Origin of the sequence: Hamadaea flava, assembly GCF_024172085.1 — a bacterium.
GTDB classification, from domain to species: Bacteria; Actinomycetota; Actinomycetes; order Mycobacteriales; family Micromonosporaceae; genus Hamadaea; species Hamadaea flava.
Genome location: NZ_JAMZDZ010000001.1, coordinates 5,908,288 through 5,922,102 on the forward strand (window position 1 = coordinate 5,908,288; position 13,815 = coordinate 5,922,102).

A 13,815-nucleotide genomic window follows, 5' to 3' on the forward strand; every position below is an offset into this window, starting at 1 on the left:
CCATCGCAGATCGTGTTTGGACTCGTCGCGTTCGTCGCCGGCGTTGCGTCGCCCGGAGTCGCTGTCGGGGCGCAGAGCGGTGGGCTGGACGGCTGAGCGTCCAGCCCACCGTGTCTTGGACGGTCAGCCGATGGTGTTGATGGTCCAGTTGACGCCGATTTGGTAGCGGCTAGCCCAGCCGCCGTTGCCGTTGCCGGGGTAGACCCAGAGGTTGCCGCTGGCGTCGAGGGCGACCAGGTCGGTCTTGCCGTCACCACTGAGGTCCATCGCGGCGGCCTTGTATTTGGTCCAGCCGCTGCCGGCTTGAGTGCGGTCGCCGAGGGTCACACCGGTCTGGCTGGTGTTGGGATAGAACCAGAGGTCGCCTGCGGTGTCGATGGCCATGATGTCGGCGCGGTTGTCGTTGTTGAAGTCGGCCGGGAAGATGCGGTAGTTGGTCCAGCCGCTGTTGCCGATCTGAGTCTTGTCTTTCCCATCGGGGTAGTAGTAGAGGGCGCCGGTGGTGTTGTTGATGCCGAACAGGTCGGCCTTGGCCGTGTTGTTGGCGTTGCCGGCGGCGTGAATGTAGTTCGCCCAGCCGGTGCCGATAGTCGCCCTGTTGCCGGACGACAGGTGGCCGTTCTGGTTGGGATACATCCACAGCACGCCGTCGGAGTCCTTCATGAGGACGTCGGCCAGGCCGTCGGCGTCCCAGTCGGAGACGACCCACTTCAGGGAACCCCACCCGGTGCCGATCTTTACCCGGTTGGCGCCGCTGACGGTGGACAGTCCCGAGCCACCCTGACTGGGATACATCCACAGGTCACCGGCCGCGTCGGTGATGATGACGTCGTTGCGGCCGTCGCCGTCGAAGTCGTGACTGTTGACCGCTGGAGTCCGTGACAGCCGGTTCCACGCCTGAACGGTGGACAGGACGCCGGTGAAGTAGCCGCCGACGGTCGCGGCACCGGTCTTGTGCGCGCCCACGCGGAGCGCTCCGGTGGCTTTCCACGCGACGGGGTGGCCGACGCTGGCGACGTTCTTGCCGTTGACCCAGAGGATCGCGACGCCAGTGGCGGCTTTGTAGGTGACGGTGACCTGCGTCCAGACGCCGGCGGTAGCACTGCCCGCAGGCGCGGTGGCGGTGTCCCACACGGGACTGGCCACGTCGGATCGGCTCATCGCGAACCGCCAGGATCCGGCTTCAGCCCAGAGTTTGAACCCGGCGGTGTTGACGCCGTCCTGGGACAGCACTGTGCCACCGGCGGCGGTGGGTTTGGCTCGGACACTGAGGCTGAAGTCGGCGTCGGTGACGACGGCCGGGCCGCCGGCCGACAGAGATCCGGTGTTTCCGTTGAGGGCGACGGCGGGGCTGTAGGTGTCGCCGGTCTTCCAGGTCGCACCCGCCGTAGCCGTCAGCGGTAAGCCCGTAGCGGTGAAGGCACTGTCGGCGCTGCTGGCGACCGAGGTACCCGACGTGGCGGTAGCGGGCATATCGGCCAAAGACCAGGTGTGGTCGGCCGACGTGCTGGTGATGACGCCGACCCAGGTCGTCAGGTCGTCCGTGCGAGCGGCGGTGACGTCGCTGCCGCTGCCGGCGGTGTCGGGGCAGCCTGTCTGACCCGCGCGGCTGAGGACGCCGGCGAGCTTGCCGCCGCTGAGGACAGGTGCGCCGGCCATCCCGCTGCACACCAGCGGGCCGGTCGCGGCGGTCAGCGTGGTGGCGGTCGCGGTGGTGAAGGTGATCTGCGTGCTGTCCTGCTGGTCGGTGGTCCAGTCGGTGGTGGTCATGCCGTCGCGGCCGTAGCCGACGGCAGACACCGTCGCACCGGTCCCGGCAGCGGTGGCCAGCGGGATCGGGGTGATGCCGTCGATCGGCGTGGCGAGGCGGGCGAGGACCACATCCCGGCCTGGGCGTGGACTCAACCAGTCGACCTTGGCGGCGGCCTTCCCGGGAAGAACGACGTAAGCGGCGCTGGCCGGCGGGCCTTCGGCGAGCTGGGGCTGGTTCGGATCGGTGGCCAGACAGCTGGCGGCGCTGAGCACCCAGCGCGGTCCGACCAGCGTCGCGGTGCACTCCCGGCCGGTGGTGGCGAGCTTGCCGACCGCGGTCTGTGCGCCGCTGACCGGTGCGGGACCGGTGCCTGCCCGCAATTGCAGCAGCATGGTCGGTGACGCGTCCTTGTCCGCGCCCAAGCCCACCGGGGTGCTGCCGTCGGGATCCACGTCGACCGTGAGCTGGTCTCCGGCGTCGCTGCGCAGCTGTGCGGTCACCGGGTGGCCGGTGCCTTCGCGCTGGCCGTCGCCGCGGATCTCATACACGCCAGGAACTTCGAGGTTCAACACACCAGCGGACGCGGTCACCTGGAAACAGACCCGGCCGGCCCCGTCGTCGCCGATGGTCTCGTCGGTGGTCCAGATCTTCAACAGGCCGATGTCGCCCTGCGCGGGCGTGCCGCAGTCGGCGAGCAGGATGTGCCCGTCACCGGAGATCAGCCGGACATTGTGTGCCGCCAGGATCTCCGCCGCGCCAGGGTAGGGGTAGACGCCGCTGTCCACCAGCGAGGGGAGCGAGATGGGTGAGGCGCTGGCTTGCGCCGGTCCGACAACGACCGGCAGGCAGGCCGCTATCGCTGCCGCGACGGCGAGCGACGCCCAGCGCGGAGGTGCACTCATGATCAAGAGCCTTTCGTGGAAGTGGTCGTGGATTGGGGAGACAGAAAGTGCCGACGCTGTGTGAAGCCGCAGGCGGTGATCACGCAGCAGTGCTGCTTCAACCCGGGGCGGCGCGAACACGCGAGGGTGCCTGCAGATGACGGTGCTGGCGCGCGTGGTGCCCTGGCATGCAGGGTGTCGAACGGTCGGAGTGTGGCCGCCTGGCCCGACCGGCGCCCGTAGGTCGCTGCGAGCTCCGGCGCAGACGCAACAGCGCGTTATACCGAGGAGATCGCTGACGGCGGATCGTCGGCTCCGATTACCCGACGCGCGCGGGCTCCGACTCCTCATGCGCCGCTGCGGAGATATGGGCACACGTGCCCACTGATCCGGTGCGGATTGTTGACGCCCGCGCGATCAAATGATGAGTGGGAGGGGATCTCTGTTCCCGCCTCGTGGCCGCCGGAATAAAGCAATCCCGGGCGGGGTGAGATGTCGATCGTTGCGCTAATCCGTCGTTCCTTTCGGGCAGGGAAGAGACAATTAATGCCCGGTAGTCCGTCAAGACGGCAGAAGGCACGGGAAACTGCGAGGAGACTATCGGCGCCGGCTTGAGAAATCCTTGAACGATCCTTGAATCAGCAGGTCACCGCGCTGATCGGTACACGGATAGCATGCGCTGCCGACCTCCATCGAGGCCATGTGCATCGAACTGATGCGGTCCCCAAACGGGACTCTGTCGCTGAAGTGGCCAGCGGCCCAGTTAGGACGCAATGACGCTTTCGGGTTGTCTGTCTTTCGAGGATCGTGCAATACTCCGCCGAACTGAATGGACGGCGCAATGGTCGTCCTCAGTGCATGCAGAAGTGAAAGGTCCAGCGGTGACAGGAAGGGTTGCTGTGCGGCTGAATGAGCAAGTACGGAGGCTGGTCGTGAATAGACCAGCACGCCCGGGTCCGGTGCGGCGGCGAGCCATGATCGCGATGTTCATGGTGCTGGCGTTGCTGGGCAACCTAGTGCGGGTCCTGCCGGCGCACGCGCAGGAGCCGGTCGCCGCTGACCGTGACGTCGTGGTGTCGGCGTGGCAGCAGGGCGGGCCACAGGTGCGGGCGGCCGCTGAAGTGGCGTTGCTGGGCTCCGACGATCAGATTCGCGCGTTCCTGGCCGAGGGATGGACCGCGGCGCAGCATCTCGATCAGCGCGATGCCTTGACCGCTGTCATCGCCGATGGCGGTCCGGCGGTGCGCGCGAAGGCCCAGGCGGCACTGGACGCCGATGCCGCTGGCGATGCCGGTGCCATCGCCGTGTTCCTGGAGACCGGTTGGCAGGGTCCGTCGGCCATCGACGCGCGCGTGTCGGTGAACCAGTTGATGGCCGTCGGCGGTGATCAGGTCAAGCAGGCGGCCCAGGCCGTGCTGGACTCCGAGGACACCACTGTGCTGCAGGAGTTCCTGGAGTCCGGCTGGCAGGTTCAGTGGAACACCGACCAGCGGCTGCGGGTCAACCAGGCCATCGCGACAGGTGGCCCGAACGTGCGTGCCGCCGGTCAGCAAGCCCTCGATGCGGGCACCGCGGAGGCGTTGGAAGGGTTCCTCGGCTACGGCTGGGCGGTCGCGTCCGCGCGTGACGACGAGGTCGCGACGCTGGAAGACCTGCTCGGTCAGGCGCAGGCCGCCGGCGCGCTGGCGGCGCAGGAGACCGCGAACGCCACCGCTGAAGCCGACCGTGCCCGCGACTCCGCGGCTGCGGCGCGCCGGTCTGCGGCAGAGGCTGCTCAGGCGACTGCGGCCGCGCGTAACAACATGGCCGAAGCCAAGGCACAAGCGAAGCGGGCGGCAAACGCGGCGCAGCAGGCAGCCAAGGCCGCGCAGGTAGCTGTCGAAGCGGCGTCGGCGGCGAACCGGGCGGCGCGGGCGGCGTCCACCGCGGCCAATCGGGCAGCGCAGATGGCGTCGAGGGCCAGCCAGAAGGCCACGGAGGCGTACCGCTGGGCGGGTGAGGCGGCGACCGACAGTGCGAACGCCGCACGGGCACGGCAGGCCGCTGAGCAGGCCAACGCCATCGCGCAGGAGACCCGTGAGTTCGCGGACCTGGTGGGAACGACGGTCAAGGCGATCGCGGCCGGCAACGATGCGATCAAATCCGCCACAGAAGCTGCTCAGCACGCTCTGGCCGCTGCGGCCGCCAACGACGAGGCGGTCCGGTACGCCAACGAAGCCGGAGCGGCAGCCCAGGAAGCTGTCGCGGCCGCGGCGAAGGCCCGCGCCAACGCCGAGCGTGCCGTGCGGGCAGCCCAGGCTGCCGGGAACTATCTGCGGGTCGCCATCGATGCCGCGAACAAGGCACGTGAGGCCGCCTACCGGGCCGCCGCCGACGCCGAGGCGGCAGCGACCGCGGCGCTCGACGCCGCCCAACACGCAGGCGAGGCAGCCCAGGCAGCGCAACGTGCCACCGAGTACGCCACCGCCGCGACCACCGCCGCCCAGCGGGCGCTGGACAACGCCAGCCAAGCGGGCGCGGTGTTCGAAGCCGCGCGTACCGCCGACGCCGAACGGCTGGCCGTGGCCCGCGACGAGGCGTTGGAGAACGCCCGCGCGGCCAACACCGAATACGAGGCGCAGCAGCGCTTGGCCGACTCCGACGTCGACCAGGCCACCAAGCGTGATGCCGAAACCAACCGGCTCATCGCCGTGGTGCTGGACCCAGCCACCGAACGGGCCGCGGCGGTCGCGGCGGCCCGTAAAGTCGCGCTCAACCTGGCCGGCGGCCAAGGCGCCTGGACCAAACAATCGGCACTGGCCGCGCTCGGCGAACCCGACCATCTCGTCCTGGCATACGTGCGCACCGGCATCGCGAACGCGGTGGCACAGGACAACCGCATCGCCGTGCGCAACCTCGCGGTCACCGACAACACGGCGCTGGCGACCGCGGCCACCACCGCCCTGGCCGGCAACGACCAGACGATCGCGACCTTCCTGCGTACGCAAAGCTATCCCGGCCGGTACAGCGCGGACCGGCTGAAGGTCAACCAGATCCTGGCGGCGGCCAAGACGGCCGGCGATGTGGTGCTGGCCCAGAAGGCGCAGCAAGCCCTCGACACCGACACGCTGCAGGCGCTGCGCGACTTCCTGGACACTGGCCAGTACACCGCTGCGATCATCGGGCAACGGGTGCTGGTCAACCAGATCCTGGCCAGTCCCTACAGTGGGCCGGAGGTCAAGGCGGCCGCCCAGATCGCCTTGGACGGGCCCGCGCCCGGACTGCAGAAGTTCCTCACCACCGGCCGGTACGCCGCCGCCGAACTGGACTACGAAAGCGCTGCGCACGTCGCGGTCGTCGCCGGGCTGCTGCAGAAGATCAGCCAGGTCGCCGAGACGGCCGCCGAGCACGCGCTTCGAGCCCAAAGCGTCGCCGCCCGCGCCCGCGACGACGCGGCCCAGGCTGCGGCATACGCCCAGCAGGCGGTCGACTCGGCGACCCGCGCGATCGGCTACGCCCAGCAGGCCACCAGCTACGCCAACCAAGCCGCCGCGTCGGCGAACAAGGCCGCGGCCGCCGCCGCGACCGCCCGCCAGGCGGCCACCCGCGCCACCACCTCGGCCCGCAGCGCGATCAAGTCGGCGTCCTGGGCGATCGCCTCCCACAACATGGCCGTCGCCGCCGCCGAGAAAGCCAACGTCGCCGCCCACGCCGCCTACAAATACGCCATCAAAGCCGGCCTCGACGCCGACGCCGCAGGCGCCGCCGCCGCCGACGCCTACACCGCCTACCAGTACACCTACGGCGTCGCGGTCGCCGAATGCGGCGACAGCTACACCAACCCAGCCGTCACCGACTGGGAACAGATACTCGGCGACACCGAAGGCGAGTGGTACCGCAACTGCGTCTACAACGCCTACGGCGACCCCGAAGAACTCGCCCTGCGCGCGTACACCAACTCGGCGATCTGCGCCCTGTACCCGCAAGACAGCCAGTACTACGACAACTGCATCAACTCCACCCTGGACCCCACCTTCCAGGGTATGCAGTCGCTCATCCTCGGCCTCGAACCGTTCATGGAATCGGTGCTCGCCAGCGCTGTCTGGATGGCCGGCACCGAACTCGCCGCATGCATGCTGCAGCGCGCCTGTGCCATGATCGTCGGCGGCCTGATCACAGCCGGCCAAGTAGGTCTGGAGGTCTACCGGCTCATCAAGGGCGACCAGTCGCTGGCCGACACGGTGCTCAACCTCGGCAAGATAGCTGCCGAGTCGCTGGTGCTACGTGGGATCGGCGAGGTCCTCAAAGCCGGCTTCCGGACGCTCAAGGTCGCGTACGCAGCGGCCAGATCCGGGCAGAGCGCGGTCGCCGTACTGCAAGCGTCATTGGGTGAGGTCAAGAAGCTCAAAGCCCTGCCGATCGCGTTGGAGATGCGGGCCGGTGACTACTCCACGAGCAGGGACACGGCGTTCTTCTGGACCGGCAGGAGCGAAAGGGCGGACGGCACCTGGATCGGCGGGCCGGAAAACGCCGCGGAGATCGCCAAGAGCTATGGCGGCACCACCCTGGAAATGGTCATGGACAGCCGCAACATCACGTCCGCATGGGACGTTGACAACAAAATCCTGGTCGATGCGTGGACGGCGGTGTCGGCCGCCTACGCCCGAGGCGCGTCCGGCGTCGTCCGGGTGGTGCGTGGAACCGACATCCGCTCCGACGCCATCTGGTGGGTCGAGTTCCGGACGCTGAAGGACAATCCCAACGTCACCAAGATCATCGCTATCGACCCTGCCACCAAGAATGCCGAGGTGATCTGGGAACGCACCTAACCACAGGGCGGCGACAATTCTCCGGCTGGGCTGATCATAGAATCGGCCCAGCCGGCCGGCATTGACTGGTGGCTGCCGGGGTTGCGGGCTGGTCGAGACTTGGTCATGTTCACCGTCGGCCACCAGGAGTCCGCAGTGTCCACTCGGGATGCTTGCGTCATCCCAGGTGGAAGAAAGCGCATGCGATTCCGTAGATCCCTGCGGCATCGGCCCTTGGTCAGTGCCGCGCACCACGTACAAGATCGCGTCCACGATGTCGCGGCGCGGATGCTTCTCGTGCCGTCCGCCTAGGTTCGGCGCGGGAAGCAACGCTTCGATGATCGACCACTGGCCATCGGTAAGGTCGGAAGGTACCGGCGCTCACGCGACATCTGACCACTATGGACGATGCATCCACGGCGCACCAGATGCCGAAGCAACTCCTCAAGAACTCACTCAGCACCGTGGGTGACCTTGTTCGCCTCGACAGCCGGGCCGGACCGCGGATCTTCGGATAGAGACCAACCACCGACGATCGAATCCACTTCACCCGCTGGAATCCGCGCCACAGTGATGACGCAACGGTCCGACGGTGGCACCGTCCTGCTCTCCACCCTGACGGCTTGCTGCTCGTCCGCCGACGCCTCCACCAACACGCCGAACCTCCACTCGCCGCCAACCGGCGCCGAGTCGTGGAAGTCAGCCCACACCTCGATCTCCGAGCCGGACTTCAAGCGCACGAGCCACATGTGTGGCGGGCCAGCAGCGAATCTCACGAGATCAGTCTTCCTCGTGGCGCCATCTCACGCAGCCGTGATTTCGCACGCCCAGCACGATCGACCAGGAGCAACCGACGCCGCGCCGCACCCTCAAGCGATCCTTCTCAAACACTCACTCAGAAGCCGCCAGCAGCGAAGGACTCCTCATCGGAGGCGTCAGAGAGATATTCAATAGACCCAGTTTCGTGATGTTCAGGAGAAGGCCGGGCGTGCAGCTTGCCGCTAGCCGGTGCCCTCGCGCTGTGCGGCTCGACCGGGAGTGACCCCAAGCCGGTGACGCCGATGGGGGTGTTTCGGCCGTAGGCGGGTTCATCGGATGGCCGTGGGGCTTCGGCGCTAAAGGCGGATGTTCAACGGGATGGTCCAGCCCTGGATCGCGGTGGTGCCACGCAGTGCGCTTCTGTCGGCGCCTTCGACGATGAAGCTCCAGCCAGCGGTTCGGCCGTCGCCGCCGATCCAGTCCATGGGGCGTGGCACGACGATCTGGCCGGCCGTGCGTGGCCCGTCGGTGATCTCGATCTGGTAGTCCGGTGGTACTGGCAGTCCACGGTTTGTGCTGTAGCGGACGATGAACAGGTCGTAGTTGTAGGGGTCGGTCGGTCCCCAGCCGAAGATGACGTCGTTGCCGTCGCGGTAGGCCCAGGTGAGCATCCTCGCGCCTTGCCGGGGTGAGAGTCCGATCTGGCCCCATTCAAAAGTTTGCCGACGGTCGGTTCCACCAGTCAGGCTTGCCTCGGGTGACGTCGGCTGCCCGAACGTCGCCACGCCGCCGAGTTCGGCGAACTTCGCGCCGATGAGACCGCCGACGGGGTGCGCGAGCGCCGGGGCTGCGGCGGGCACGTTGCCGCCGCCGGCGCAGACGGGTAGCCGTTCGAGGTTGTTGGCGGCGATGCCGTCAGGGGTTGTCGTGAGGTAGCCCTGCGGGGAGACCTGCACCCAGGCGGCCGCACCCCGGTCGCCGTGCACTAGGTAGCGGCGTTCCTGGTGCAGCATGTGCTGTTTGGCTTCGTCAGTGTTGGCACTCCATGCCTGTCCGTCGCGTACGCCGCCGAGGCCGACCACTCTGGAGAACTCGCCGGGCGCCACGAGCAGTGGCCACCGTTTCACGCAGGTGACCTCCCAGACTTCTGGGCGCCGGTCGCCTCCGAGCCCGGGTAGCCGTTCCCAGATGAACCGGTCGGCTTCCCACAGGGTTGCGCCGGGCACGTGACGCTGCTGGAAGACGTCCACCCAGGGCTGGCCGTTGATCCGGCCGAACAGCCACAGCGGCGGTGTCCGGTCGGGGTCGGGTTTGTCTTCGTCGTTGAGCTGGATGACCGACACTTCGTCGTAGAGTTCGGTGCCGATGTCCGGTGCTCTGTTCCAGACGCCGGGAGTGCCGTAGTGCTCGCCGTTGGTGCGCCAATAGTGGCGTACCCCGCCGGTCAGGCTGGGTGCGAACAACTCGTACTGGCCGTGGGTGCCGGGCGCGAACGCCGGCGTGAGCCGGCCACGGTCGGTTTGGATGATGGCGGGCCGGCCACGTAACCCAGTGTCGACGCGGACGATCTCCCGGCCGCATTCGTAGGCGAACAGTGCGCCGTCGCCGTCCACTGTGATGAGGATGCCACGCCCGTATCTGCTGTCTGCGAAGTCGACCTCCTGCTCGCCGAAAGTTCCCCGCGCCCAAGCGATTCCGGAGTAGACGCCGCCGATCGCACCTACCGGCAGTTGACCATCGCCGTAGCCGAGGGGTGCAGCCCCGTCGGCGCCGCCTCCGGCGCCGACTTCGTAGACCGCATGCCGACGGTCGGTGTTGATCTCCACTTCGGCGGGTGATGGTCGTCCCCAGGTCAGATGGTCGTCCTCGGTCGTGCGCGTGGACACGCTGATCCCGCCGCGGCCGGACGCGCTGAACACCCGAATATCCTCGTGAAAGCCGCGCGGTGCATGCTCAGGGTTAAAGTGCGTGCGACCGATGAGCGCGCAGATCGTGTCGGTCGGAGCCTGGGGGACCGGGCCGAGCCGATGCCAGGTGAACGGGGCCTGGTTTTCGCGGAACCAGTAGATCGGTGTCCCGTCCTCCACGGCGATCAATTCGAAGTTGAAGTGGCCGTCGTTGTCGGCGCTGGCGTAGTCGCCTTCGAAGAAGCTGACGGAGCTGACCAGTTTCGCCGATGCGGTGATGACGGGCCCGTTCCACACTCGGGTGGTGCGGTCGAACCAGTATTCGGCGAAGCCACCGGCGGGCCAGGGGATGATCACCGAATAGTTGCCGTTGTAGGTGGTGTGCTGGGCGAACCCGGCACCGTATCCGACCTGGCTCATGATCTATCCCTTCCCGACGGTGGTCAGCCCACCACGACGGCGAACATCTCCTCCAGCCGGCTGTCCGGGGACGACACGAGAGTTTGCGCGCCAGTCAGCGGATCGATGCGGACAATTCCGGGATACCCGAGCCCGTCGCCGTCTTCGTCGGGTATCGCCCCGCGGGACAGGACCAGGATCGTTGCGTCGCGGTCGACGGTGACCCCCGCAGGCGTGCTCACCATCCCGCCGTAGGCCAGCAACGTCTTGCTGCCGTCAGCCGGATCCAGCCGAGACAAGGCGCCTGGGTACTGGTCTCCGAGTGCCTCGGTGACCAGGATGCCGCCGTCGGCCTCCACCGCGATGCCGTTGTTGAGGTCGAAGATCCCCTCGTCGGTGAGGGCTTTGCGTTTCCCGGTCCGTGGATGAACCCGCCACACCTGGCCGTGACCGGCGTCGGCAACCAGGATGCTGCCGTCGGCTTCCACGGCGATGCCGTGGATCTCACCGAGATCGTCGGACTGGCAGACGGTGTCCTGCTTGCCGGTGGCCGGATCCACGCGGATCAGTGACGCCGGCGAGCCCAGTGGACTGTTGCCCACGAGGATCGCCCCGCTCGCCTCGACCGCGATTCCCTTCATCCCCGTGAACGCACCGCCGGACGACACCGCCGTCTGCCGACCAGTGACCCGGTCGATCCGGATGACAGCCCCCCGCGTGTACTCACCGACGGCAAGCGCGCTCGAATCGACCACAAGAATGTCGCCGGTCGGCTCCACCGCAAGATCCGTCGGAAACGCGAACAACTGCCCAACCGACAACTCCTCATCACGGCCCGTCGCCGGATCCAACCGGCGCACCGCATAGTCCGCGATGATCAGAATCGTGGCCATGGCCGCCCCTCGAAGATCAAAATCGATGCCTTGGAGAACTTCACGTCCCGGTCATTGACATGAACACAGACTACTACGTTTATAGTATCCAGTCACCAGTTTCCTCAGCATGGCCTGGATGACCTGCATCAAAGGCACACAGCACGGGAGAGCAGGACGATCTTGATCCATTCCGCCAGGTCGCAGAGCTCCTGATACACGTCAGCGGCCGCTTTGAGGAAGATCCGCATCGATCACACCAACGCCGCTGCCCATTCGCCGCGTCGTCGAATTCCTGGACGCGCAGACCCTCGCGACTACACAGCCTCGCCGCGGTTGACCCACCCGCCCAGGGTCGCCAGGTCGTGTTGGAGCCGGTCCTGCAGCACGCAGCCACCGTCTGACCGGTGGGGTTGTTCGCAGGTGCACTCCCACCAGCCTTCCCGCAGGGCTTCGAGGGTCATGCCGATCACTTTCCGGGCCACGACGACGGTGAGCCCGCCGATCTGCACCGGCTGACGTTTGGCCTCGTACATCGGGACCGCGACCTGCACCGTCGAATCGGCGGCGTCTTTGGCCACGATTCGCGGGTCGATGTGCTCGCGCCGGTCAGCGTTGCGTGCCGCGAGCATGCCGCACACCCCGAACGCGGCCAGCACCAGCAACCCGTCACGCTGTTCGACTGTCACGGGTGTGGTGTCGTGTGCGGTCAGTTCGGCATCGCGCATCTGCGCGGCCAGACCGGTGCCCCACTCGCGCACGAGTTCCGGTGTCACGTAGTTGGTCATCACCGTCCGTGGTGTGATGCCCATCTGCCGCCCGATAATCGTGACCCGCTCGGCCACGAGCCGCTCCACATAGTCCCCACCCGGCAGATCCCCGCCCTGCTCGCTGACCGCCTCCTGCAGCACAGCAGCCAGCTCGCGGACCCGTTTGGTGGTGTGCAGTTCGGCCACGTCTGACACGCTAACCGCCCCTGCACACCACCAAGCCGCCGCGGCCCGAAACCATCCCATCGGACTACCGGCGACCAGGATTCTTCTACGCTTGGGAGGCGCCACCGGACCGCATGCGCAGCTTCGCATGCCGCAAGATCAGCGCCGCCGTCTTCGCGACCTCGGCGTGCGCCGTCTCGGGAAACACGTGCTGATAGATGTCCACCGTGGTCACCACCGACGAATGCCCGGCCCGCTGCGACGTCAGCTTCAACGGCACACCGGCCGCCCCGTCGATACTGACCGAGCCATGCCGGATGTCATGCAACCGCACCGGCGGCAGCCCCAGGTCGGCGCAGCGACGCTGAAACTCGCGGGTGAGCCAGTCCGGGCGCATCGGGCTGCCGTCCACCCGGGTGAACAACGGATCCAGCACATCCAGCTTCCCGCCACGGAGACGAGCCTGTTCCCGCCGGTACTGGCGGAAGATCTTCACCGACGTCTCATCCAAGGCAAGGGTGCGACGCCCGGCCTCGGACTTCGGCGGCCCCAGAAGAGTCTGGCCGTCGATGACGATCATCTGCTCCCGGACGGTCAACTCCCGGCCGACCAGGTCGAGGTCCTGCCACCGCAACCCTGCCAGCTCACCGCGGCGCAAACCATGCAAGGCGACCAGCCACCACAACGCGAACAGCCGATCATCCTGCACCGCTTCGAGGAACCGGCCCAGATGCGGCAGATCCCAGCATGCCACCCGCGGCCGCACACCATGCAGCCGCCATTCACGTTCCCGGGCTGGTGTCCACACCACTGGATACGCTCGGACACCGTTCGGGGTCTTGATCCGCCATGCCGCGTTGAACCCGACCAGGCCGGTGCGGCGGGCGTGGCTCAACGCGCTGCGTAGCACGGCCCGGATCCCGTGCACGGTGCTGGCTGCGATCAACCTGCCCGTACGGGTGTGCCGCGATGCGATCCGATCCAGGGCCCGCTGCACCTGCTTGGTGCGCAGCTTGGACACCCGGATGTGCCCCAGTTCGGGGATCAGGTAGCCGTCGACCACGCGCCGGTAGCCGGCCAGGGTCGACGCCCGGACCGCCTCGTGACGTTCGATCTCGGCCAGCCAGAACCGCAGCCACCGGCCCACCGTCCACGTCCGCGCAACCGCTTCGGCGCTGGGCAACGACTGGAGCTGCGCCATGGCCGTGCGGGCGTCGGCTTCGGTGGCGAACCCGCCCTTGCGGATCCGGGTACGCCGGCCGTCCACGCCGTCGACCTGGACCGCGAAGTACCAGCGGCCATGCGATACGTGCTCGAGCCCCGGGCAGCTGAAGCCCAGTTGCTTGCCGTCCTCGCCGCGGCAGCCGCAGCGCCGGTAGGCGACACCCGGCTGATCTTGTTGTTGTGCGAGCTTCGTTCCCGTGGGGGATCGAGTCACCGTCTTTTCCTTAACTAACAGGAGCGGACACTCAATCCGAGGGCTCGAGGTTCGAGCACCCTGGGGTGCACCAAGCCTGATCGG

Annotated in this window: 7 protein-coding genes and 1 pseudogene; 1 reads left to right on the top strand and 7 read right to left on the bottom strand. The window is 67.6% G+C overall.

The genetic code is table 11. The annotated features are described in order from the left end of the window. Positions 1-123: 123 nt before the first annotated feature. Positions 124-2,655 (bottom strand): FG-GAP-like repeat-containing protein, encoded by a 2,532-nt coding sequence (locus HDA40_RS27750; RefSeq protein WP_253760741.1) that lies wholly within the window; start codon positions 2,653-2,655, stop codon positions 124-126. Positions 2,656-3,566: 911 nt separating this feature from the next. On the opposite strand from HDA40_RS27750, the gene HDA40_RS27755 reads away from it, so the two are divergent. Then, positions 3,567-7,442, top strand: coding sequence for an ALF repeat-containing protein (locus tag HDA40_RS27755; protein WP_253760742.1), 3,876 nt, complete (start codon positions 3,567-3,569; stop codon positions 7,440-7,442). 228 nt (positions 7,443-7,670) lie between these two features. Here the strand turns inward: HDA40_RS27755 and HDA40_RS42605 are convergent. The 6 genes and pseudogenes from HDA40_RS42605 to HDA40_RS27785 form a co-directional block, all read right to left on the bottom strand. Then, positions 7,671-7,793 (bottom strand): annotated as a pseudogene (locus HDA40_RS42605) (transposase); the annotation flags it as partial. 80 nt (positions 7,794-7,873) lie between these two features. After that, on the bottom strand, positions 7,874-8,197 hold the full coding sequence (locus tag HDA40_RS27765; protein WP_253760743.1) for a hypothetical protein: 324 nt from the start codon (positions 8,195-8,197) through the stop codon (positions 7,874-7,876). A 339-nt stretch (positions 8,198-8,536) separates the two neighbouring features. Beyond that, positions 8,537-10,507, bottom strand: a complete 1,971-nt coding sequence (locus HDA40_RS27770; RefSeq protein ID WP_253760744.1) for an LGFP repeat-containing protein — start codon at positions 10,505-10,507, stop codon at positions 8,537-8,539. A gap of 23 nt (positions 10,508-10,530) precedes the next feature. Next, positions 10,531-11,379 (bottom strand): Vgb family protein, encoded by an 849-nt coding sequence (locus tag HDA40_RS27775; protein WP_253760745.1) that lies wholly within the window; start codon positions 11,377-11,379, stop codon positions 10,531-10,533. A 296-nt stretch (positions 11,380-11,675) separates the two neighbouring features. After that, on the bottom strand, positions 11,676-12,314 hold the full coding sequence (locus HDA40_RS27780) for a hypothetical protein (RefSeq protein ID WP_253760746.1): 639 nt from the start codon (positions 12,312-12,314) through the stop codon (positions 11,676-11,678). Positions 12,315-12,399: 85 nt separating this feature from the next. Beyond that, positions 12,400-13,731, bottom strand: a complete 1,332-nt coding sequence (locus HDA40_RS27785; protein WP_253760747.1) for a site-specific integrase — start codon at positions 13,729-13,731, stop codon at positions 12,400-12,402. Positions 13,732-13,815: the final 84 nt, after the last annotated feature.